Origin of the sequence: Chromohalobacter canadensis (genome assembly GCF_029544075.1) — a bacterium.
Lineage (GTDB): Bacteria > Pseudomonadota > Gammaproteobacteria > Pseudomonadales > Halomonadaceae > Chromohalobacter > Chromohalobacter canadensis_A.
On record NZ_JAJQJH010000002.1, the window covers coordinates 397436 to 418775 of the forward strand.

The following is a 21340-nucleotide window of genomic DNA, read 5'->3' on the forward strand; positions in this document are numbered from 1 at the left end:
GATATGTCGCGTTCTCCTTCCGGCGACCGGGTTGCGTTGTGGCGTAATCCGGCGTTTCGTGCCTATGTATTGCAAGGTGTGTTATTAGCGGCGTTAGCGGCGTTAATTGGTTTTATCGTCACCAACACGATGGCCAATCTCGAGGCAAGAGGAATCTCCACAGGGTTCGGTTTCCTCGATGAGCGTGCGGGCTTCTCCATTCCGCAGACGTTGATCGAGTATTCCGGCGACAGTACCTATGGACGTACCTTTATCGTCGGCCTGCTCAATACCTTGCTGGTCTCGGCATTGGGCATCGTAGTCGCGACGATCATCGGTTTCGCGGTGGGGATTGCGAGGCTGTCGCCGAATTGGCTATTGGCGCGCTTGGCGGGCGCCTATGTGGAAATCTTCCGTAACATCCCCCTGCTGGTCCAGATCCTGTTCTGGTATTTCGCGGTGCTGCAGGCATTACCCAGCCCTCGCCAAAGCCTCAGCCTGTTGGAAATCGTCTTTATCAATGTGCGTGGCTTGGTCATCCCCGACCCGCAGCCACTAAGCGGTTTCGCGGCGACGCCCTGGGCCCTGCTCGTGGGCATCATTGCGGCGATCACGCTGGGTATTTATGCGAAACGTCGTCAGGTCCGCACCGGCAAGGCTTTGCCAATCTATTGGCTGGGTGCGGGCTTGATCATTGGTACGCCGCTATTGGTGTTCCTGCTGACGGGGGCGCCGCTCGAATGGTCCATTCCCGAGCTTACGGGCTTCAATTTCAGCGGTGGCGTGAGAGTCCTGCCTGAGCTGGTGGCCTTGTGGCTGGCATTGTCGATTTATACCGCGTCCTTCATTGCCGAGATCGTGCGCTCGGGCATCCAATCGGTACCCGCGGGCCAGGTCGAGGCGGCCAATGCCCTGAGCCTGCCGGGCGGCATTACCTTGCGCAAGGTGGTGATCCCTCAGGCGATGCGCGTCATCGTGCCGCAATTGACGAGTCAGTATCTGAATCTCATCAAGAACTCCTCGTTGGCCACGGCGATCGGTTATCCCGACTTGGTGGCCGTCTTCTCGGGCACGACTCTCAATCAGACCGGGCAGGCCATCGAGATCGTCGCCATGACCATGGCCGTGTATCTGGTGATCAGCCTGTTGGTATCGGCACTGATGAATGTTTATAACGCGCGTACGTTGCTCAAGGAGCGTTGAGATGGCCGGTGAGTCCATGCGTGATGTGATGATTGAAGCGCGGCGTCCACCCAATGCGCACCGGGGCGTATTGAAGTGGCTACAGCGCAACCTGTTTAACGGCCCCATCAATAGCGTGGTGTCTGTGGTTACTATTGGCGTGTTGCTCTGGGTGTTGTGGCCCTTCGTGCAATGGGCCTTGATCCAGGCCGACTGGCTCGGTGATTCGCGTCAGGCGTGCAGTGGCGAAGGTGCCTGCTGGGTGTTCATCAGCGCACGGTTCGAGTCGATCATCTATGGTTTCTACCCCGAGGCGGCGCGCTGGCGGGTGGATATCGTTTTCGCATTGATGGCGGGGCTGCTTGCCTGGTTGGCGATTCCCAGGATCCCGGGCAAACGCTGGGCCGCGGTCATTGCGGTGGTCGGCTTTCCGATCGCGGCGTATTTCCTGCTTCTGGGTGGCCATTTCGGGCTGATGCACGTTTCGACCCGCAATTGGGGCGGACTGATGCTGACCCTGACCGTGGCCACGATCGGTATCGTCGGCTCGTTACCGATCGGGATCATACTGGCCTTGGGGCGGCGTTCGAACATGCCGCTGGTCAGGGCCGTGAGCGTCGTCTTCATTGAATTCTGGCGGGGCGTGCCACTCATCACCGTGTTGTTCATGGCTTCGGTGATGCTGCCACTGTTCGTGCCGACCGAGGTCGAGTTCGACAAGCTCCTGCGTGCCCTGGTGGGAATCATGCTGTTCTGGAGTGCCTACATGGCGGAAGTTATCCGTGGCGGGCTACAGGCCATTCCCAGTGGGCAGGATGAAGCGGGTAAGGCGCTGGGACTCGGGTATTGGCATCGAATGGGACTGATCGTTTTGCCTCAAGCCTTGAAGCTGGTCATCCCGGGGATCGTCAATACCTTTATTGCGCTGTTCAAGGATACCTCGCTGGTCTTGATCATCGGGCTGTTCGATCTGCTGGCGATCATCCGCGCGGGCCTGACCGACAGTGATTGGCTGGGCTTTGCCACCGAAGGGTACGTGTTTGCCGCGCTGGTGTTCTGGGTGTTCTGTTTCAGCATGTCGCGTTATAGCCAGTACATCGAGAAGCGCCTACAGACCGGCCACACGAACTGAACCACAACGACTAAACCAATAACGATAACGCCAAGGAACTGCATCATGAGCCAAGCGACTGCTACCTCTCACGGCGATACGCCGATGATCGAGATGACGGGCCTCAACAAGTGGTACGGCGATTTTCACGTTCTGCGCGATATCGACCTGACGGTAAAACGTGGCGAGCGCATCGTCGTGTGCGGCCCCTCGGGGTCGGGCAAGTCGACGTTGATTCGTTGCATCAACCATCTCGAAACGCACCAGCAAGGCGAGATCGTGGTCAACGGCGTGCCCATGACGCAGGACGTCAAGCGTATCGAACAGATTCGCCGTAACGTAGGCATGGTGTTTCAGCACTTCAATTTGTTTCCACATCTCAGCGTGCTGGAAAACTGCTGCCTGTCGCAGACGTGGGTGCAGAAAAAGCCGCGCGCCGAGGCCGAAAAGACCGCGATGGAGTATCTGGAGCGCGTTCAGATCGCCGATCAGGCGTACAAGTACCCGGGGCAATTATCGGGCGGGCAGCAGCAGCGCGTGGCGATCGCGCGGGCGCTGTGCATGCGCCCCGAGGTGATGCTGTTCGATGAGCCGACCTCGGCGCTCGACCCGGAAATGATCAAGGAAGTGCTCGATGTCATGGTCGAGCTGGCCCGCGAAGGCATGACCATGCTCTGCGTCACGCACGAGATGGGCTTTGCCAAGACCGTGGCGGACCGCGTCATCTTCATGGACCAAGGGCAAATCATCGAAGAGGCGCCACCGGAGACGTTCTTCAATAATCCGCGCTCCGAGCGCACCAAGCTATTCCTCAGTCAGATTCTCGGCCACTAGCGGGGCGATGTGCCCAAGAACTAGAGGCTGGGTTCCTGACGTTGGGAGGGAGTGGCTGGCTGGCGGGGCTCTGCCACGCGCGCTTGGCCTACCACGCCTTCATCGGGGTCGAGCGGCTTCGCCGTGCTGATCCAGGCCTTTTCCGGATCGTGCATGGCCGGACGCCGGTCGATGGCACGCGTCATCACATCACCCGGGGCAAAGCCGCCTCGGCGTGCCTGCATGTGGTGCGGCGCCATCCATAACTCGGCGAATAGGCGCACCAACGCCATAGCGAGTAGCAGCACGCCCCCGCCCAGCGCCAGCATCGGCCAGCTTTCCTGCCACGATACCCCGCTTGCCGCCGGTGAATGGCGCCATAGCCAGACACCGCCGGCCAACAGCAGGCCGATTTGCAGAATACAATGAGAAAAGATCAACGTCCGTCGCGGTAGTGGGCGACGCATCAAGATAAAATCGCGCATGTCGCTCTCCCTGGCAGATAGCGCTCGTAGCCGGTGATTCCTGTCCAGCGACGCGATGTTAGCAGGTTTGCGTCAAGCGTGAACCTGTTGTTGTCATGCTACTCGGATGTCGCGGTGTGCCGACGCCTGCCGCGAGGTTGACAGAAATACGCTAGGTTTCGATGCTTGAAGGGTCGCCGTTCGCGCGAAGAGGCGGCCGGACATCAACGGCGCAGGAGGCGCCGTTGTCCCGAGATGCCGGTGAACCCCCGATCAAGGAGTCAGACATGGACAAACGTTATATCGTGACAGCCAATGCCTCGCGTGCGCGTGTCTTCGCGCATCAAGCCGGTGTGGTTCGTGAAGTCGATACGTTGATTCATCCCGAGGGCCGTTTGCATACCGGCGATCTGCGTACGGGTGGGAAAGGAGAATCCGACGACGTGGTAACGCATTCACCGCGTCAGTCCGGCAATGACGATGCCACGATGGAAAAGCATGCTGCGTTTTTTGCCAAGGAAGTCGCCGATTATCTCCGCCAGGCGCGCACTCAAGGGAAAGCCGACGAGTTCATCATTGCCGCCGCGCCGCACTTCTTGGGCCTGATTCGTCAGAAACTCGACAAGCCGACCCAGGCCTGCGTCATCCATACCTTGGATAAAGATTTATCGAGTGCCAACGAGGAGGAATTGGCCGAGAAGTTTCGCCCGCCCCTCAATTGATGTGGACATTCGAATCAAAATGAATAAACGTCTCGACTAAAGTTTTTTCCATGAGTGCCGTTAATCAAAGGAGGTATTCTCCAACGATAGGCACTCATTAATGTTCACATCGCTTCGAACCCGGATCATGGTGGCTTGCGTAGCCATGATCCTGGTCGCATTAGCGGCTACCGGGGGCGTCAGTTACTGGCTCGTCAGCCAGCATCAACGCACGACCAATATCGATACGCTGAGCGCCGTGGCGCGCGGTCATGTCGATGCCATCGAAGACTGGGCTGTGAGCAAGAAGCGCCTGACCGAAGCGCTGCCCCCGGCTCTCGAGAGCGACGATTTCGTTCCCGCTTTGCAGCAGACTGCCGCAGCCGGCGGCTTCAGCCAGGTCTACGTCGGCCTGCCGAACAAGCGCCTGATTACCAACGACGACTGGCAACCGCCGGAAGATTACGATCCGACCCAGCGTCCCTGGTATCGCTCCGCCGTGGAGTCTGGCGAAACCATCGCCAGTGCGCCGTATCTGGATATGGTGACCGATAGTCTCGTGGTTTCTTTTGCCACTCCGGTGAGCGAGGACGGCGAGACCCAGGCCGTGATCGGCGCCGATGTCAGCCTGGCCGACGTCACCGACAATGTGACCTCGATCCAACCTACCGATGCCAGTTTCGCGTTGCTGGTCAACCGCGACAGCGATATCGTCGCCTACCGTGATGCCGACCTGGCCTTGGAGCCAGCAACGGCACTGGATGACAGCCTGACGCCGGAATGGCTGGACACGCTGGTGCGCGAAGGGCATCCCAAAGAAACTAACATCGATGGCCGCGAGGTCCTCCTGTATGCCGTGGCAGTGCCGGAAACCGATTGGCGCTTGATCATCGCGCTGGACCTCGCCGAAGCCAACGCCGGGGTGCAGGGCGTGTTGCACTCCACGCTGGTCGCCATGGTGCTGTCCGGCTTGATCGCCGCCTTGCTGCTGTGGGCACTGTTGTCTCCTGTCTTTCGGCGTTTGCGCCAGGCGCGCGATGCCATGTTCGATATCGCCTCCGGCGAAGGCGATCTGACCCGCCGGCTCGAAATCGACGGCCGCGATGAAGTGGCGCAAATCGCCCAGGGCTTCAATGGCTTTGCCGATGCCGTCAACCATGTACTCCTCGAAGTCCGTGCCAGCAGCACCTCGGTGAGTGAGGCTTCCAGCGAAATCGCTCACGGCAGCCAGGATCTCTCGCGGCGCACCGAGCAGGCCGCCTCCAATCTGCAGGAAAGTTCCACCGCCATGGAGCAGATCGCCAGCACGGTGGAAAACACCGCGCAATCCGCGCGTCAGGCCGACCAGCTCTCTCGGGAAGCGACGAACGTCGCTAATCATGGCGGCGATGTTGCGCGCCAGGCGGTCGATACCATGGAAGAGGTCAATGCTCAGACGACGCAGATCTCCGACATCGTGCGCTTGATCGACGAAATCGCTTTTCAGACCAACCTGCTAGCGCTCAATGCTTCGGTCGAGGCGGCGCGAGCCGGCGAGCAAGGGCGCGGTTTTGCGGTGGTTGCCAGTGAGGTGCGCCAACTCGCGAGCCGCTCGGCCACGGCTGCTGCTGATATCAAGAAGCTGATCGACACCTCGGTGGCCAAGACCCGCGAAGGCACCGATCTAGTGCGCACGGCGGGTGACAGCATGCAGGAAATCGTCACTGCTGTGGCGCGGGTCTCCGATGTGCTGGCCGAGATCAACGCCGCCACGCAAGAGCAGAGCCAAGGCGTGACCCAGGTCAACCAGGCCGTCAACGACCTGGATCAAATGACCCAGCACAACGCCTCGATGGTTGAGGAATCTACCGTTGCTGCCGAGCAGATGCGTGACCAAGCTGCACGTTTGGCCGAAGTCGTGGGGCGCTTCAGCCTGCGCGAGGACGGGCACTCGCAGACACGCCCGGCGTTGACCAAGTCCTAAGACCACGCAATCTCTCCACTTCTTTCCATCACGGCCCATCGGCATATGCCGATGGGCTTTTTTGATCAAGGCACGGCGGGCAGGTCGATGTCGTCGCTGCGCTGAATACCGGCGGTCATCTCACGGCATAGGCGCAAAAACTCGCGCATGGCGGTGGTCAGGTATTTGTGACGATGCCAGATGAAGGTGAATTGGCGCGTCAGGTCGAGCTCCGGGGTGGCGATGGGCACCAGGCTGCCGCGCCGAAAGGCGTCGCGCAGGGCCAAGTGCGAGACACAGCCGATACCCAGTCCTGATTCCACCGCGCGCTTGATGGCCTCGGTATGCTCCAGCTCGAGCAGCACATTGAGTCGGCCACGCCGGTGGCGCATTGCTTGATCCAGCGTACGGCGTGTTCCCGAGCCCTCCTCACGCATGATCCAATCCTCGCGCATCAGCGCTTCCAGATCCGCCTCACCGGCGCTGGCCAATGGGTGCCGTGGCGAACAAAAGACCGTGAGTTCGTCCTCGACCCAGGGTTGCATGACGATATCATCGTGCTGGCAGTCGCCCTCGATCAGCCCCAGGTCCAGGTCGTGGTGGGTGACACGATCGACGATGGAGGCCGTGTTGCGAACATGCAGGCGCACGCGGCTCCCGGGGTGGCGGCGCATGAAGTCGCTGATCAGCAGTGTCGCTAGGTAATTGCCGATGGTCAGCGTCGCGCCGACGTCCAGCGAGCCAATACCGCGCTGACCCTTGAGCAGCTCTTCGATTTCTTCGCCACGGTCGAGCAGGGCCACGGCCTTGGGCAAGAGTTGAAAGCCCAGTGCGTTGAGCTTGAGTCGCTTGCCGATGCGGTCGAGCAACTGGCAATCGAATTGTCGCTCCAGCTCCGCGAGGGCGGTGCTGGTGGCGGACTGCGACATCGCCAGGCGCTGTGCCGCGCGGGATACGCTCTCGTGCTGCGCGATGGCGACGAAGACTTCGAGCTGGCGCAGGGTGTAACGCATGGCGATCTCCTGGCGATCTTATCGACCTTTCTATATCGGCTAGATAGATAACCGATATCCATACAATTCATTTAACAGATATATTGGTTCAGTCTTATAATTAGTGCAACTTCCATTTCAGCAGTTAATGCTTTCCGGTTATAAGTTAAGGAGCGTCTCGTGAGTAAACTGGCACTTGAAGAAGTTCTCAGTGTTCATCACTGGAACGATACTCTGTTCAGCTTCCGCACCACGCGCGAGCGTAGCCTGCGCTTCAAGAACGGCCAGTTCGTGATGATCGGTCTGGAAGCCGACAGTAAGCCGCTGCTGCGGGCCTACTCGGTGGCCAGCCCCAATTACGAGGATCACCTCGAGTTCTTCAGCATCAAGGTGCCGGACGGCCCGCTGACCTCACGTCTGCAGCATCTCAAGGTTGGCGATCAGATCATGGTCAGCCGCAAGCCCACCGGCACGTTGGTCGTGGATGACTTGCTGCCGGGTCGCAACCTATACCTGCTGTCTACCGGCACGGGCCTGGCGCCGTTCATGAGCTTGATCCAGGACCCGGAAGTCTACGAACGTTTCGAGAAGATCGTGCTGATCCACGGCGTGCGCACGGTCAGCGAGCTGGCCTATGCCGACTTCATCACCCAAGACCTGCCGGCTCACGAGTACCTGGGTGAAGAGATCAGCGAGAAGCTGGTCTACTATCCCACGGTAACGCGTGAAGAATTCCACACCATGGGGCGCCTGACCGATCATATCCGTAGCGGTAAGCTCTTTGCCGATACCGGCCTCCCCGAGCTCGACCCCAAGCAAGACCGCGCGATGATCTGCGGGAGTCCGGCGATGCTCGACGACACCAGCGCCATGCTCGACGAACTGGGCTTCAACATTTCCCCGCGCATGGGCGAGCCGGGCGATTATGTGATCGAGCGCGCCTTCGTCGAGAAGTGATCGACGACAGTGTTCCGGCGTGACACGAGAAGCCTCTGACATCGTCAGGGGCTTTTTCTATGGGCACTCACAACCACTTGGGCATGGCTTGCTCGGCGCGGGCTTTGACGTCGTCATCAATGTAGACCGACACCGCGATCAGTGCCGCGCCGAGCACACTGGCGTCGTCGACGTAACCGCCTGCGGGGATCAGGTCGGGGATGGCGTCCAACGGTGAGATGAAATACCCCAGTGCACCGAAGATCGTGGTCTTCGCCCATACCGGAACGTCGGGACGCTGTAGCACGAAGTACAGTTGCAGTGCTCGTCGCGTGACTTCGCGACCGGCGCTGCGTCCGTAGCGGGTGATTTTGTGCCAGAAACGCTGCTCTTGGAACGTGTCTGCGTAATCGACCGTTTCTCCCGGTACAACATCGTCGGTATCGGTCAGGGGCGTCTCTTCGATGGGGTCGTGGCGTGGGGTCATACACGCTCCTCGCGACAGAAGGGGCATCTTAAGATGCCCCTTGCAATGAGTCATCGCATTGGGATTACGACTTGGCGCCGCCCTTGAACGCGATATCCAGGGAGATCGCGGCGTCCATGGGTACATTGACCACACTCAAGGCGTGTTGCGTCATGTCACGACGCAGCGCTTCGTATTCCGCGCCGCCTGCCATGCGCAATTCCTCGAGTTGATGTTCGGTAACGTTCTGGCTGCCGAGGTAGTTCTTGGCTGTCTTGCGCAAGGCCTCGCCGGTTTCGCCGCCGGCCATCGCATGAAACTCGTCGGCTTCCATACCGGCGTTCTCGATGATGATTTCCATTTCGTCATCTCCTCATTGTGAGTAAAGCACGGCACCTTTATGTGCCGCGCTCCTTCAAGATAGGTGCCATGCAGGGACGAGCTCAAGGACTATCGGACGACCGATAGATTGTATGCCGTGGTTATATACGCCACCGCAAGGGGTGAGCGTCTACGGTCTGGCCCTGTTCGTCCCAGTCCTGCCAGCCGGTGAAAGGAATCGATTTCTCCGTTTGCCAGTGGCGTAGACGTGTCTCCCACTGTTGTTTGGCCTGTTCCAGATGATCGTGGAAGGCAGGTTCGTCTTTATAGCTCAAACCGCCACCCTGCACGCCGTATGTGATGTGCGGGGAAAGTACATCGAAACCGACGTAATAGAGAGAGCACAGGATCGGCCACATCAGTGTGGCGATATCGCCGCTTCGACCGCTGGGAGAAAATGTCGATGCTGGCGCCCCCGTGGTGACCGAACAGATAGCCCGCTTGCCCTTTAGAGGTCCTCGATCATAGCGATGTGTGCCCGAGTAAAGCCCGCCATAAACGAATACACGATCGAACCAGCCTTTGAGCATGGCGGGCTGAACGTGCCACCAGAGCGGGAATTGCAAGATCACGAGATCGGCGTGTTGCAGCCGGTCGATTTCCCGCTGGACGTCGCTGGGGAGTGTGTCTGATTGAACATGGTGACGTTGCTCGGTGAGCGCCGAGAAATACTCGGGATCCGCACGCCTTTTGAAGTGAGAGGCGCGCTCGACAGGGTCAAAGGCCTCGGCGTACAAGTCGGAAACATGCACTTCATGCCCCTCTCGAGTCAGTGTGGCCATGGCAATGTCGGTTAGTGCGGCGTTGAATGAACGCGGTTCGGGATGGCAATGCACGATCAGAATATTCATGGGAAAGCCTTGTAACGACATGGGACTAATTACGCTAGGCTTTGCATAAAAGAAATGACATTCCCTATGAATGAAAGTGAGCTTTGCATGAATGCACAGATCCTGCCTTGGGATGATCTACGGATCGTACTGGCAATCGTGCGGCAGGAGTCTCTAGCCGGGGCCGGGCGAGAACTTGGGATCAGCCATGCCACGGTGTTTCGCCGCTTAGGGGCGCTTGAAGCTCGGTTGGGGGTGTGGCTATTCGAACGTCAACGCACGGGCTATGTGCCGACGCTAGCGGGTGACGATCTAGCGACGACCGCAGCACGTGTCGCGACAGATATCGACGCCGTGGAAAGGCGTCTCGTGGGGCAGGATGCCAGATTGTCCGGTACGTTGCGTGTCACTACGACCGACACTTTGCTCATGGGGCTGCTGAGTGATGTCTTTGCAGGTTTCCAGCATGAATACCCTCACATCGTATTGGAAGTGGAAGTCTCTAATCGTGAATATAATTTATCGCACCGGGATGCGGATATCGCGATTCGGCCAACAAAATTACCCCCGGAAACACTAGTGGGTCGCCAAGTGGGACAAATCGCTCAGGCCGTCTATGTCCATCGGCACCACCTTGAGACAAGCGCTTGGGTAGGGCCTGATTCACACTTGGGATACCCCGCCCTGGAGCGGTGGATGGCTCATGAAGGGGTAGAAGCTAAATGCCGTTATCGTGTCGATAGCATGTTGGGAATGCTGGCGGGAGTGCGCAGTGGCATGGGGCGCGGTGTTCTGCCGTGTTATCTCGCCGATAGGGAAGATAGCCTCATGAAAGTCGGTGAGTCGCTGGCCCCCTTGGAGACGCCTTTGTGGTTGTTGACGCATCCCGATTTGCGGCGTACCGCCAGGGTGATGGCTTTTTTCTCCTATCTGTCGGAAGTGCTGAGCACACGACAAGCATGCTTGAAAGGCGAAGTCTCAGCTTCCAAGCCTACTTCACCATGCGACGAGCGCCAGTCCTCCGAGCATGACGGCGATGGCGCCGAGTCGTAATGGAGGGAGGCGTTCTCGGAACCAGTAACCGGCGGCGAGGACGCCGAGGGGAATCGAGAGCTGACGCAGAGCGACGACGTGGCTGACGTCGGCACTGGTGGACATAGCAATCAGCACCAGCCCATAGGTGCCGAGGATCATGGCACCCGTCAGCCAGGCACGACGCGCGGCGGGGGAGCGGTGCAGTCGTCGTGCCGCGTGACGCTCGTTGGGCAATGCCCGTACGAGTGGCCACATCCACAGCCAGGTGGTCATGGCTTGCAGCACCATGTAGTGCAGCCCAGCCTGCAGCGGTGTGTAGCCATGCGCGGTCATCAAGCCCAGGGCGTGCTTGTCGATTACCGAGTATCCGGTGGTACCGACAGCGGCGAGCAGTACGAAGCCCAGCGCAGGAGTGAGGTAACGCGACAAGCGAAAGGCGCGCCAGTGGGGCAGGGGCATGACCATCGCGCTGGCGGCGATCAATGCCATGCCGAGGATATCCCAGCCATTAAGCGCGTTTGTGGCAAGCCAGGGGAGCGCGACGGCGGGCACGAGCAGAACCGGCAACGCGCGCGCCATGGGGTAGAGCAGGCTGACTTCACCCCGTGCATATGCCCAGGCCAAGCCGCCCATGTAGAGCGCCTGGCACGCTCCCGTGGCGATGATCCAGCCCCAAAAGACATCGGGCAGCCGCAATGGCGAAGGCCCCCAGAACAGGAGCGGCGCATACAGCACGCTGCCGGTTGCCATGGAGCGGGCGAAAAACGCCAGCGATGGCTCACCGCGCTTGCCAAGCAGGTTCCAGCCGGCATGGAGCACGGCGGATACGACAATCAAGGCGATGGCAAGTGCGCTCAGCGTGGGCCTCCGGGCAGATTCAAGGGGCGTCAAGTGAGACGTCTTCTTTCTGGGGTATACCAGATGAAAGATGACATCGTCCACTACGCTTGACGTGATCGCAACCGAGCCATCGTTTCGCCATGCGGGCCCCGTCGTTGCGTGACGAAAGTTTGCGAAATGTCACGGATGGTGCCAAAAATGCCTATAGGGGCTGTACAGAATGCGTCTCTCGCTCATAATCCCTATGTTATTGCGCTCTGTGGCGTCGCCATAACAAATGTCGCGGCAAATGTTACGAGTGGACCCGCGAGGGGTTCCTCCTTCAAGGACATAACAAATGACGTCCCCGTTTCCTCATCGATCGCGTGCGGTGTCTGCGCTGCTCATTTTGATCGCCTTCGTGATGGCGTTGTGTATGCTCCCTGCAGCGCAGGCGGCGCCCAACCCGCGTTACGCGTCCATCGTCATCAACACCGAGAGTGGTGCGGTCCTGCATGCCGCCAATGCCGATGCGACGCGCTACCCCGCGTCGTTGACCAAGATGATGACGCTTTACTTGCTGTTCGAGGCGCTTGAGGACGACACGCTGAGCATGGATTCGCGCCTGCCGGTCTCGCAGCATGCCGCCGCGAAACCGCCGTCCAAGATGGGCGTGAGGCCAGGTGAGACGGTGAAGGTGGAAGATGCCATCAATATCCTGGTGGTCAAATCCGCCAACGATGTGGCGGCGGTGGTGGCCGAGGGGCTGGCCGGTAGCGAGTCCACCTTTGCTGGCCAGATGACCGACAAGGCGCGCGCCTTGGGCATGACGCACACAACATTTCGCAATGCCTCGGGGCTACCCGATGACCGCCAAGTCACCACTGCGCGTGACATGGCGATTCTCGCGCTGCGTCTGATGCAGGACTTTCCGAGTTATTATCCGATGTTCGCCAAGACCGAGTTTACGTGGCAGGGGAGGCGCTACAAAGGGCACAATCGACTGCTCGACAACTATGCCGGCACCGATGGCCTCAAGACCGGTTACATTCGTGCTTCGGGTTTCAATGTGGCGACCTCCGCGGTACATGATGGGCGTCGTCTGCTGTCCGTGGTCATGGGCGGTTTTACCGCCCAGTCACGCGATGCCCACATGAGCGAGCTGCTCGATCGTGGCTTCGCGCGTGCCGAATCGGTCGCGGATGGTGACTGGATCGCGAAGGCGGACATTTACGGGGACCGCTTGCAGGCCACCCCAACGAGTGACCCCGCGCCCACACCCGCCGATGACCCCATTCGTGACTTGATCGCCCAGGCGGAATACGAGCACGGTGATGCCAGGAAAGCGGCCAATAATGCTGGCGCCTGGGCCGTGCAGGTGGGCGCATTCAGCGACCGTACCCGGGCGCGTCGGCAGGCCGACCAAGCCGCCGATTTCCTGCCAGCCGATCTCGACGGTCGCGTGGCAGTGTCATCGGTGCAAGGCGATGGGGGCGTCTTTCGGGCACAGTTGGTGGATCTCGAGGAAACTCAAGCGCGCCGAGGGTGCCAGCAGTTGGCGCGCGAGGGTGTCGACTGCGTCGTGGTCGCCATGGGTTCCGGCCAATGAGGCGCCCCGGCAGGCCTTACATCGCCACTTCCATCGCCACTTCCACGCGCAGGCAGATGGCATCGTGTAGCCAGTAATCCTTGTCATACTCAAGGGCGCGGCCCTCACGGTCATGCGTAACGCGTGTCACGCAAAGGCCCGCACAACCACTGTGCATGCCGAGCGTTTCGGCTTCATCGCCGGTCAGTGCGGTGGGGTAGAATCGCAGCGACTTACGCGCCAACATCGCGTGCCATTCACCGAACAAGGATGTGAGGGTGTTATGCAAGAAACCGATCTGGGCATGATGGATGCCGGGCAACTGGCGGCACTGTTTCGGTCCGGCGAGGCCTCGCCGCTGGAAGCCACGCGTGCTGCGCTTGCGCGTATCGATCGCTTCAACGACGCGGTCAACGCCTATGTGTATGTCGACCGCGAAGGCGCCGAGCAAGCCGCCAAGGCCTCGGCGCGTCGTTGGGGGCAGGGCAAGGCGCTGAGCCCCATCGACGGCGTGCCGGTGTCGATGAAGGACTTGACCAAAGTGGCCGGCATGCCGGCCCGCAACGGCTCGTTGACCACGACGGATGCGCCCTGTGAAAGCGACGCGCCGCCGGCGCGCATGCTGCGTGAGGCTGGCGCCATCTTCCTGGGCAAGACCAACACGCCGGAGTTCGGCTGGAAGGCCGTCACCGACAATCGTGTGTTCGGGGCTACCTATAACCCTTGGGACACACGCCTCACGCCGGGCGGGTCATCAGGTGGTGCGGCCACCGCGGCGGCACTCAACCTGGGCGTGTTGCATCAGGGTGGGGACTCGGGTGGCTCGATCCGTATTCCCGCCGCGTTTACCGGCGTGTTCGGTTTCAAGCCGACCTTCGGCTGGACGCCGCAATGGCCGCCCGCCACGGAACCCTCGCTTTCGCATATCGGCCCGTTGACGCGCAACGTGCCCGATGCTGCGCGTATGCTCAACGTGATCGGGCGTTACGACTACCGCGACCCGTACGCCACGCGCGGCCAGCCCGATGATTGGGGCGTGGACATGGACTGCGACCTGCGCGGCCTGCGCATCGCCTACTCGCCGGATCTTGGCTACGCCCAGGTCGAGCCGCAGATCGCCGCCCGCGTGCGCGAGGCCGCCGAGAAGCTCCAGGTATTGGGGGCCGAGGTCGAGGAGGTTCACCCCGGTTTCGAGTCGCCGATCGAGATCTTTCAGAAGATCTGGTTCACCGCCTCGCTGGAGGTCTGGTCGCAGTCCACCGAGCATGAACGCACCCTGCTCGACCCGGGGCTAGTCACCAATGCGCGCATCGCCGAGCGCTGGAGCGCGCTGGACTTCTTCCGCGCCTTGGAATCCCGTGCGCGGCTGACGCAACGCCTCGAGCATTTCAACCAGAAATACCACCTGCTGATGACGCCATCGGTGTCGGTGTCGCCGTTCGAAGCCAATCACGAAGTGCCGCCGGGTAGCGGCATGCGGGACTGGGAAGAATGGGCGCCATTCTCGTATCCTTTCAATCTCAGCCAGCAACCCGCCGCCGCCGTGCCGTGCGGCTTCACCGACACGGGCATGCCGGTAGGATTCCAGCTCGCTGGCGGCAAGTTCGATGACATCCGCGTGCTGCGCGCCTGCCATGCCTTCATGCAGGCGCATCCGCCGCGCTTCCCGACCGTACCTGACCCCGCTCAGACAGGCTGAGCGGGGCCCGGTCGGCCATTGCCCTTGTCCGTTCAGGCGGGCGAGGGCGTATCGTGGTTTTCGAGGAATTTGCGCACACGATCGGTCTTGGGGGTGGTGAAGAAGGTTTCCGGGTCGGCCCGCTCGATGATCAGGCCTTTTTCCAGGAAGACGACCTGATCGGACACCGCGCGGGCGAAGGCCATCTCGTGCGTCACCATGACCATGGTGTAGCCTTCAGCGGAGAGATCCTTGATTACCGCCAGCACCTCGCCCACTAGCTCCGGGTCCAGCGCCGAGGTGGGCTCGTCGAAGAGCATCACCGTTGGCTGCATGGCCAATGCCCGGGCGATGGCCACGCGCTGCTTCTGACCGCCCGAGAGCGTGTTGGGATAGCTGTCGCGCTTGTGGGCCATGCCGACCTTCTCGAGTAGCGCCGTGGCGAGTTCCTCGGCTTCGCGCTTGGACTTGCCCTGCACGTGGATGGGTGCCTCGGTGACGTTGTGCAGCACGTTGAGGTGTGGCCACAGATTGAAGCCCTGGAACACCATGCCGGTCTTGGCGCGCACCTTGGCCAGCTCGCGCACCGGCATCGGCCGGCCGGCGTCGTTGACGCCGATGCGCTGCCCGGCGATATGAATGCTGCCCCGGTCGGGCTGCTCCAACCAGTTGATGCAACGCAACAGCGTCGACTTGCCCGAGCCGGACGAGCCGATGATCGTCACCACCTCGCCGGTTTTTACCTCCAGTTCGACATCACGCAACACCTCGACGTCATCGAAGCTTTTCGAAAGATGGCGGATCGAAACCGCAGCCGTCTCAGACGTGTTTGCTTCAGACATTGTCGAACCCCCGTTTGGCGCTGAAACGCCCACATTGTTTGATGATGATTTCCATCGTCACGCTGATTGCCCAGTAGAAACCGATCACGACGATGAACGCCTCGGTGGGAATGAAATAGGTGCTCGATAAGCTGTTGGCGGCGGCGGTCAACTCACTCACGGTGATGATGACGAGAAAGGCAGTGTCCTTGAGCGCATAGATCAGTTGGTTGCCCAGTAATGGCCGGGTTTGCATGATGATCTGCGGCAGCAGTAGGCGAAAGAACATTTTGCCCTTGATGAAGCCGTGCGCCTCGGCAGCCTCGATCTGCCCCGGCGGAAAGGTCAAGCGGTTTCCCCGGAAGATTTCGGCGAAATAGGCGCCGTGATACACCGCCAGAGCGCCGACCCCCGACCACCAGGCATCGAGACGAATACCGACGCTTGGCAAGCCGTAATACAGCAGATAGGCGAGGATCAAGAACGGCAGCATGCGCATGCCATCGATGAAAATGCGTAGCGGCATGGTCAGCCGCTTGCGGCTGCCTTCGAGTAAATAAAGTAGCCCGCAGCCGATCAAAAAGGCACCCACGATCGATAGGCCAAATATTTCCAGGGTGCTCAGAAAACCATTCCAGAACTGCGCGCGCTCATCCCATAGGATGTCCCAGTTGCTCATGGTCATATCCTCACATTGCCAGCCGGTTGGCACGGCGTTCGGCGAGACGTTGTAGCCATACCAGGCAACCGATTATTGCCATGTAGAGCGCGCCGGCGACGAGAATGGGCGGCAGTGGCTCATAGGTCACGGCCGAGATGCGATTGGTCACGCGGGTCAGATCGACGATCCCTATCACTGCGATGGCGGGGCTACCCTTGATCAGAAAGGACATCTCGTTGACCAGCCCTGGCAAGCTGGTAATCACCATCTGCGGCAACATGATGCGGCGAAAGGTAATCCATGGCGTCATGCCCGTTGCCATGGCCGCTTCGCTTTGCTCGCGGGAGAAATTACGAAATGCGCTGCGCCAGATCTCGGCATTGAAGGCAGTGGTGTTGAGCGACAGCGCCAGGATACCGGCGACGCTACGGTTGAGATCGAGCCCCAGGTCAGGGGCGCTGAGAAAGATGAATAGTGCCAGGGTCACCAGGGGAGTGGCGCGGGCCACGCTGATGTAGAGAACGAGAAGTTGATCGATGATGGGAATTCGCGCGAGGCGAATCAGGGCGATGACCAGGCCCGCCACGACCCCGATGGCAATCGAGACAGCGGAGATCCAGACGGTGGTCCAGGCCCCTTCCAGCAACATTTGCCAGGCGCTGGCGTTCATGACAGATTCCCCGAGCTAAGGAATAGGGGCGACGCCGTGGCCGGGCCACGGCGCCGCGGTGACACAGGGGTGCGGCCATCACTTAGTCGTCGAGACCGGCCAGTTCGTGGAACTGTTCGACGCTCTTTAGCGGTTTCTTGGGCAGGTTCGGGAAGCTTTCACCGAACCATTTTTCCTGCAGCTCGGCGAGGCGGCCATTTTCCTTGAGGTGTTCCAGGAAGCCGCTCATGTACTCCAGCAGTTCAGGGCTATCCTTGGGAATCGGCCAAGAAACGTAGCCCGCCCCGGAAACCGCCGGGCCCTTGGCGAAGACGTCCGGCTTGGAGGCCACCAGTGTATTCACCGGTACCGCTGAGTCGATGACGTAATCCAGTCGCCCATTGGCCAGGTCGGCAAAGGCTTCGGGATAGGATTCGTACTGCACGACCTCGCCGAGTGCGCCACCGTCCTCTTCGAGCATCGCCTCCAACTCCGGCAGGCGCGAGAGCAGTACGCTTCCGGCCTGGACGCCGACTTGCTTGTCGCTGAGGTCATCGACATCGCTGATGTTGTCATCGTCGGCGCGTTTGATGGCGAAATGCTGGGCGGAGGCGTAGGGCGGGGTGTAGTTGAACACGCGCAAGCGTTCATCGGAGACGGATGCGCCGGTCAAGGCCATGTCGTACTGATCGTTGGAGACCGCCGCCAACAGGCCAGTCCACGGGAGGATTTCCTGACGAACCTCGAAGTCGGCGTAATCGCGCAGCTCTTCGAGCATATCGGCGTTGAAGCCCTTGGCATCGCCGTTTTCGATGAAGTTGAAGGGTGCGTAATTATCCTCGGTGGCTACCTCCATGTAACCGCGCTCCTGGATTTCCTCCAGATCCGCCGCCAGGGCGGGCAGCGACAACGACATCAAGGTGCCGGCCACGGTAGCGGCAATAGTCTTGGAGAAACGGACCTTGGAGAAGCGGGGGCGGGGAGTGAAACCTGTAGTGCGACCTGCGTTACGAGTCGTGGGAAGCATCATAATCACCTTCGCTGTTGTTGTTGAGATCGTTGGTGGCTGAGACCGAAGACGGCTCGCCGCGATGGCGGCAATCGCGAACTTGGTGATTCCACCCTAAAGAATTCGACGTTGGTCGATATAGAGCCAGTTGATGGACACCGGTTGGCCAGATGTTTCGACGCCTAATCATGTGTCCATCCAGTCAGTGCAGTGTCATGGCGCGCTCCTTGCATCTATTCCGGTGTGATGCCTCATCGGGAGAAAACGATGCTCGACCATTATTTCCATCTCGATTTCGATACCCAGCGCGGGTTGCAGGAGCAATTGCGTGAGTCGCTGCTCGACGCTATCCATACCGGGACCATTCCCGCCGACGAGGCGTTGCCGTCATGTCGCCGTTTGTCCCTGCAATTGGGCATTTCGCGCAATACCGTGGCGTTGGTGTACGAAGGCCTGGTCGAGGACGGCTACTTGGTCAGCCGGCCGCGTAGCGGTTACTACCTGCACGACGCTTATCATGACAGCGATACCTTGGCGCTGGCCCAAGCGACGAGCCAGACGACGGTGGATGCACCATCCTGGGGCAAACGCTTCACGCATCGCCCCAGTCACTTGCAGGGCGTACTGCGTCCCAGCAACTGGATGCATTACGAGTTTCCCTTCGTATATGGGCAACTGGATACGCGGCTGTTTCCCCTCGAACAATGGCGCGAGACTTCGCGACGTCTGCTGGGCGGGAATCGCGAGCGTCACTGGCTCAGTGATCGCTATGATCAGGACGACCCTATGCTGATCGAGCAATTGCGCACGCGGGTGCTGCCCAAGCGCGGCATTCATGCGCAGAGCGATGAGATTTTGGTGACCCTGGGATCGCAGAATGCGCTGTTTCTGATCGCGCAGCTGCTGTTCGACCGGCAAACGCGTGTCGCCGTCGAGAACCCCGGGTATCGCGAGGCGGTCAATGTCTTCTTGCGCCAGGGCGCCCAGCTTCACTACCAGCACGTGGACGGCGAGGGCATGCAGCTCGATGCCGAGACTCCACGCTGTGACTACCTCTACGTGACGCCTAGCCATCAGGGGCCGACCGGCGTCACCATGAGCCGCGAGCGTCGCGAGCAGTTGATTAAACAGATCCAGCGCTTCGATCAGATCGTGCTCGAGGACGACTATGACGCAGAGGTGAACTTCGACCGTCACGCGCAACCGGCGCTGAAAGCCAGCCGGGCCGGCGGGCGGGTGATCTACATGAGTAGCCTGTCCAAACCGCTCTCACCGGGGCTACGCTTGGGCTATCTCGTGGCCGACGCCGAGTTGATCGACGAGCTGCGCGCGCTGCGGCGGTTGATGTATCGCCACCCGCCGTCGAGCTTGCAGCAACAGCTGGCGCAGTTTCTCGCCCAAGGCCATTACGACCGCTACCTGCGGCAGTTCGCCGACGAGATGCGCCACCGCTGGGAGTGCATGAACGACGCCATTGCCAGGCACCTGACCGATTGCCGGCGCGTCGGCGGCGACCATGCCAGCGTGTTCTGGCTGGAAGCACCGCAAGGCGTGGATACTCAGCGCCTGGCCTGGCAGGCCGCGCAAAACGGCGTGCTCATCGAGCCTGGTTTTCAGCATTTCTTCGAGCGTGTACCGCCACGCAACTTCATGCGCCTGGGGTTTGGCGCTATTGACGCCGAACGCATCGAACCGGGCATCGAACGTCTGGCGCGAACGCTGGGGTAGCGGCGTACCCACGACTACGCCGGGCACAAGGCCCGGCGTATGTTATCTAGCGTTTGTGGCGGCGATGCAGCTCGCTACTCGGGCAATCAAGCGGCGTGCTTGGCCGACATCTCGCCCAGGACTTTATCCAGAATCGCCAGCCCCTGCTGGGTTTCCGCCTCGCTGACGATGCACGGCGGCACCACATGAATGCGGTTCTCGGCCACGAACGGCAGCATGCCTTCGGCGAGCAGGGCGTCCTTGATCTCGCTCATCGCACTCGCTGATAGCGGCGTGCGGCTCTCGCGGTCGCTGACCAGTTCCAGGGCATGAAAGACCCCCAGTCCGCGTGTTTCGCCGACGATGGCATGCTCGCGCGCTAGGCGTTCGAGCCCCTGGCCGAGCACGACTTCGCCGATGCGGGCGGCATTTTCCACAATCCCTTCGTCGCGCATGGCATCCAGCGTGGCGACGATCGAGGCCATCGCCAGCGGATGTCCGGAGTAGGTCAGGCCGCCGAAGAACATGTGTTCGTCGAAATAACGGCTGATGGCGTCCGAGACCACGACGCCGCCGGCTGGTACATAACCGGAATTGACCCCCTTGGCAAAGGCGATCAGGTCCGGTGTGACATCGAAATGCTCGAAGGCGAACCAGCGCCCGGTACGCCCGAAACCTGCCATCACTTCATCGAAGATCAACAGGATGCCGAACTCGTCGGCCAACGCTCGCACGCCTTTCAAGTAGTCCGCCGGGGGCGTTAGTACGCCCGCCGTACCGGGGATCGGCTCGAGCAGAATGGCGGCGATGGCGCCGGGGCCCTCGCATTCGATGACTCGGCGCAGGTGCTGCAAGGCGCGCTGGCATTCCTCTTGCTCGTTGCCGGCCCAGAAGTCGCTTCGATAAAGGTAGGGATTGAAGAAGTGCGCATGGCCCCGCGCGAACTCGTTGGGTACGCGACGCGGATCGCCCGTGGCGACGATGGCCGATCCGGTATTGCCGTGATAGGAGCGATACGCCGAAAGAATCTTGTCGCGCCCGGTGAAGCTCCGCGCCATGCGGATGGCGTTCTCGTTGGCATCCGCCCCGGCGTTGGTGAAGAACACCTTGGAGAAGCCTTGCGGAGCACGCTCCACAATGCGCTTGGCGGCCTCGCCCCGCGCCAGGTTGGCATGCGCCGGGGCCACCGTGGCTAGAGTTTCGGCCTGCTCCTTGATGGCGGCGATGACCTTGGGATGCTGGTGGCCGATGTTGGTGTTCACCAACTGGCTGCTGAAATCCAAGTATTCCTTGCCTGCATAATCCCACATGCGACACCCCTCGGCACCGGCGATCACCAGTGGATCGAGCTGCCCCTGCTGGGACCAGGAGTGAAAGACGTACTGGCGGTCGAGCTGGTGAACGAGGTCGTTGGTCGTAGTCATGAGCAAGGTCCTGTGCGGTCGGCAACGAACGGTTTGAAGGATCGATGGCCCTTAGCCTAGGCAGCTTTCCGTATGCCCCGATAGAGCCAGAAAGGTATCGACGTCGTGACAGCAGCATGGCCCTGTTTTACCTCGTAATTATTTATACCTAT

Annotated in this window: 22 protein-coding genes; 10 read left to right on the forward strand and 12 right to left on the reverse strand. The window is 60.5% G+C overall.

The features are described from left to right. Positions 1-3 precede the first annotated feature (3 nt). The 3 genes from LUN51_RS05505 to LUN51_RS05515 all read left to right on the forward strand — a co-directional run bounded on the left by LUN51_RS05505 (position 4) and on the right by LUN51_RS05515 (position 3106). On the forward strand, positions 4-1182 hold the full coding sequence (locus tag LUN51_RS05505) for an amino acid ABC transporter permease (RefSeq protein ID WP_277810462.1): 1179 nt from the start codon (positions 4-6) through the stop codon (positions 1180-1182). Position 1183: 1 nt separating this feature from the next. Continuing rightward, positions 1184-2293, forward strand: coding sequence for an amino acid ABC transporter permease (locus LUN51_RS05510; RefSeq protein WP_277810463.1), 1110 nt, complete (start codon positions 1184-1186; stop codon positions 2291-2293). A gap of 84 nt (positions 2294-2377) precedes the next feature. Next, positions 2378-3106, forward strand: a complete 729-nt coding sequence (locus LUN51_RS05515) for an amino acid ABC transporter ATP-binding protein (RefSeq protein WP_040240956.1) — start codon at positions 2378-2380, stop codon at positions 3104-3106. A 20-nt stretch (positions 3107-3126) separates the two neighbouring features. Here LUN51_RS05515 and LUN51_RS05520 read toward each other — a convergent pair whose 3' ends face one another. After that, on the reverse strand, positions 3127-3570 hold the full coding sequence (locus tag LUN51_RS05520) for a hypothetical protein (protein ID WP_277810465.1): 444 nt from the start codon (positions 3568-3570) through the stop codon (positions 3127-3129). A gap of 266 nt (positions 3571-3836) precedes the next feature. Between LUN51_RS05520 and LUN51_RS05525 the strand changes: the two genes are divergently transcribed. Both LUN51_RS05525 and LUN51_RS05530 read left to right on the forward strand, forming a co-directional pair. Then, a complete protein-coding gene (locus LUN51_RS05525; RefSeq protein ID WP_277810466.1) occupies positions 3837-4271 on the forward strand; it encodes a host attachment protein in 435 nt (144 codons plus the stop codon). A 127-nt stretch (positions 4272-4398) separates the two neighbouring features. Next, complete coding sequence (locus tag LUN51_RS05530; RefSeq protein WP_277810467.1) at positions 4399-6213, forward strand: methyl-accepting chemotaxis protein; 1815 nt, start codon at positions 4399-4401, stop codon at positions 6211-6213. Between the two features lie 65 nt (positions 6214-6278). Here the strand turns inward: LUN51_RS05530 and LUN51_RS05535 are convergent, their stop codons facing one another. Next, positions 6279-7205 (reverse strand): LysR family transcriptional regulator, encoded by a 927-nt coding sequence (locus tag LUN51_RS05535; RefSeq protein ID WP_261507916.1) that lies wholly within the window; start codon positions 7203-7205, stop codon positions 6279-6281. Between the two features lie 159 nt (positions 7206-7364). On the opposite strand from LUN51_RS05535, the gene LUN51_RS05540 reads away from it, so the two are divergent. After that, entirely contained in the window at positions 7365-8141 is a 777-nt protein-coding gene (locus tag LUN51_RS05540) for a ferredoxin--NADP reductase (protein ID WP_247620863.1), read from the forward strand. A 67-nt stretch (positions 8142-8208) separates the two neighbouring features. On the opposite strand, the gene LUN51_RS05545 is transcribed toward LUN51_RS05540, so the two are convergent. From LUN51_RS05545 to LUN51_RS05555, 3 genes are all read right to left on the reverse strand, one after another. After that, positions 8209-8607, reverse strand: a complete 399-nt coding sequence (locus LUN51_RS05545) for a YkvA family protein (protein ID WP_277810468.1) — start codon at positions 8605-8607, stop codon at positions 8209-8211. A gap of 64 nt (positions 8608-8671) precedes the next feature. Then, positions 8672-8947, reverse strand: coding sequence for a hypothetical protein (locus LUN51_RS05550; protein WP_277810469.1), 276 nt, complete (start codon positions 8945-8947; stop codon positions 8672-8674). A 121-nt stretch (positions 8948-9068) separates the two neighbouring features. Further along, complete coding sequence (locus tag LUN51_RS05555) at positions 9069-9818, reverse strand: NAD(P)H-dependent oxidoreductase (RefSeq protein ID WP_277810470.1); 750 nt, start codon at positions 9816-9818, stop codon at positions 9069-9071. Between the two features lie 87 nt (positions 9819-9905). On the opposite strand from LUN51_RS05555, the gene LUN51_RS05560 reads away from it, so the two are divergent. Beyond that, the gene (locus LUN51_RS05560; RefSeq protein WP_277810471.1) at positions 9906-10850 is read left to right on the forward strand and encodes a LysR family transcriptional regulator; all 945 of its coding nucleotides are present in this window, start codon (positions 9906-9908) and stop codon (positions 10848-10850) included. Here LUN51_RS05560 and LUN51_RS05565 read toward each other — a convergent pair. Further along, entirely contained in the window at positions 10794-11723 is a 930-nt protein-coding gene (locus LUN51_RS05565; protein ID WP_277810472.1) for a drug/metabolite transporter, read from the reverse strand. The genes LUN51_RS05560 and LUN51_RS05565 overlap by 57 nt on opposite strands. Positions 11724-12009: 286 nt before the next feature. Here LUN51_RS05565 and LUN51_RS05570 point away from each other — a divergent pair, with 286 nt between their 5' ends. Beyond that, the gene (locus tag LUN51_RS05570) at positions 12010-13260 is read left to right on the forward strand and encodes a D-alanyl-D-alanine carboxypeptidase (RefSeq protein WP_277810473.1); all 1251 of its coding nucleotides are present in this window, start codon (positions 12010-12012) and stop codon (positions 13258-13260) included. 16 nt (positions 13261-13276) lie between these two features. On the opposite strand, the gene LUN51_RS05575 is transcribed toward LUN51_RS05570, so the two are convergent. Beyond that, entirely contained in the window at positions 13277-13528 is a 252-nt protein-coding gene (locus LUN51_RS05575; RefSeq protein ID WP_277810474.1) for a UTRA domain-containing protein, read from the reverse strand. Here LUN51_RS05575 and LUN51_RS05580 point away from each other — a divergent pair. Further along, the gene (locus LUN51_RS05580; RefSeq protein ID WP_277810475.1) at positions 13523-14938 is read left to right on the forward strand and encodes an amidase; all 1416 of its coding nucleotides are present in this window, start codon (positions 13523-13525) and stop codon (positions 14936-14938) included. The genes LUN51_RS05575 and LUN51_RS05580 overlap by 6 nt on opposite strands. A gap of 32 nt (positions 14939-14970) precedes the next feature. Here LUN51_RS05580 and LUN51_RS05585 read toward each other — a convergent pair whose 3' ends face one another. The 4 genes from LUN51_RS05585 to LUN51_RS05600 form a co-directional block, all read right to left on the reverse strand. Continuing rightward, the gene (locus tag LUN51_RS05585; protein WP_277810476.1) at positions 14971-15759 is read right to left on the reverse strand and encodes an amino acid ABC transporter ATP-binding protein; all 789 of its coding nucleotides are present in this window, start codon (positions 15757-15759) and stop codon (positions 14971-14973) included. Continuing rightward, entirely contained in the window at positions 15752-16417 is a 666-nt protein-coding gene (locus tag LUN51_RS05590) for an amino acid ABC transporter permease (protein WP_277810477.1), read from the reverse strand. Before LUN51_RS05590 ends, LUN51_RS05585 begins: the two co-directional genes overlap by 8 nt. A 10-nt stretch (positions 16418-16427) precedes the next feature. Then, complete coding sequence (locus LUN51_RS05595; RefSeq protein WP_277810478.1) at positions 16428-17069, reverse strand: amino acid ABC transporter permease; 642 nt, start codon at positions 17067-17069, stop codon at positions 16428-16430. 82 nt (positions 17070-17151) lie between these two features. After that, the gene (locus LUN51_RS05600; protein WP_277810479.1) at positions 17152-18075 is read right to left on the reverse strand and encodes a transporter substrate-binding domain-containing protein; all 924 of its coding nucleotides are present in this window, start codon (positions 18073-18075) and stop codon (positions 17152-17154) included. Positions 18076-18324: 249 nt separating this feature from the next. Here LUN51_RS05600 and LUN51_RS05605 point away from each other — a divergent pair, with 249 nt between their 5' ends. After that, a complete protein-coding gene (locus tag LUN51_RS05605) occupies positions 18325-19785 on the forward strand; it encodes a PLP-dependent aminotransferase family protein (protein ID WP_277810480.1) in 1461 nt (486 codons plus the stop codon). A gap of 86 nt (positions 19786-19871) precedes the next feature. On the opposite strand, the gene LUN51_RS05610 is transcribed toward LUN51_RS05605, so the two are convergent. After that, positions 19872-21188, reverse strand: coding sequence for an aspartate aminotransferase family protein (locus LUN51_RS05610; RefSeq protein WP_277810481.1), 1317 nt, complete (start codon positions 21186-21188; stop codon positions 19872-19874). Positions 21189-21340 lie beyond the last annotated feature (152 nt).

What these genes read in the sequence shown, in the direction of transcription:
- LUN51_RS05505 (WP_277810462.1), top strand. Translation starts at nt 4, where the DNA reads ATGTCGCGTTCTCCTTCCGGCGACCGGGTTGCGTTGTGGCGTAATCCG.
- LUN51_RS05510 (WP_277810463.1), top strand. Translation starts at nt 1,184, where the DNA reads ATGGCCGGTGAGTCCATGCGTGATGTGATGATTGAAGCGCGGCGTCCA.
- LUN51_RS05515 (WP_040240956.1), top strand. Translation starts at nt 2,378, where the DNA reads ATGATCGAGATGACGGGCCTCAACAAGTGGTACGGCGATTTTCACGTT.
- LUN51_RS05520 (WP_277810465.1), bottom strand. Translation starts at nt 3,570, where the DNA reads ATGCGCGATTTTATCTTGATGCGTCGCCCACTACCGCGACGGACGTTG.
- LUN51_RS05525 (WP_277810466.1), top strand. Translation starts at nt 3,837, where the DNA reads ATGGACAAACGTTATATCGTGACAGCCAATGCCTCGCGTGCGCGTGTC.
- LUN51_RS05530 (WP_277810467.1), top strand. Translation starts at nt 4,399, where the DNA reads ATGGTGGCTTGCGTAGCCATGATCCTGGTCGCATTAGCGGCTACCGGG.
- LUN51_RS05535 (WP_261507916.1), bottom strand. Translation starts at nt 7,205, where the DNA reads ATGCGTTACACCCTGCGCCAGCTCGAAGTCTTCGTCGCCATCGCGCAG.
- LUN51_RS05545 (WP_277810468.1), bottom strand. Translation starts at nt 8,607, where the DNA reads ATGACCCCACGCCACGACCCCATCGAAGAGACGCCCCTGACCGATACC.
- LUN51_RS05550 (WP_277810469.1), bottom strand. Translation starts at nt 8,947, where the DNA reads ATGGAAATCATCATCGAGAACGCCGGTATGGAAGCCGACGAGTTTCAT.
- LUN51_RS05555 (WP_277810470.1), bottom strand. Translation starts at nt 9,818, where the DNA reads ATGAATATTCTGATCGTGCATTGCCATCCCGAACCGCGTTCATTCAAC.
- LUN51_RS05560 (WP_277810471.1), top strand. Translation starts at nt 9,906, where the DNA reads ATGAATGCACAGATCCTGCCTTGGGATGATCTACGGATCGTACTGGCA.
- LUN51_RS05570 (WP_277810473.1), top strand. Translation starts at nt 12,010, where the DNA reads ATGACGTCCCCGTTTCCTCATCGATCGCGTGCGGTGTCTGCGCTGCTC.
- LUN51_RS05580 (WP_277810475.1), top strand. Translation starts at nt 13,523, where the DNA reads ATGCAAGAAACCGATCTGGGCATGATGGATGCCGGGCAACTGGCGGCA.
- LUN51_RS05585 (WP_277810476.1), bottom strand. Translation starts at nt 15,759, where the DNA reads ATGTCTGAAGCAAACACGTCTGAGACGGCTGCGGTTTCGATCCGCCAT.
- LUN51_RS05590 (WP_277810477.1), bottom strand. Translation starts at nt 16,417, where the DNA reads ATGAGCAACTGGGACATCCTATGGGATGAGCGCGCGCAGTTCTGGAAT.
- LUN51_RS05595 (WP_277810478.1), bottom strand. Translation starts at nt 17,069, where the DNA reads ATGAACGCCAGCGCCTGGCAAATGTTGCTGGAAGGGGCCTGGACCACC.
- LUN51_RS05600 (WP_277810479.1), bottom strand. Translation starts at nt 18,075, where the DNA reads ATGCTTCCCACGACTCGTAACGCAGGTCGCACTACAGGTTTCACTCCC.
- LUN51_RS05605 (WP_277810480.1), top strand. Translation starts at nt 18,325, where the DNA reads ATGCTCGACCATTATTTCCATCTCGATTTCGATACCCAGCGCGGGTTG.
- LUN51_RS05610 (WP_277810481.1), bottom strand. Translation starts at nt 21,188, where the DNA reads ATGACTACGACCAACGACCTCGTTCACCAGCTCGACCGCCAGTACGTC.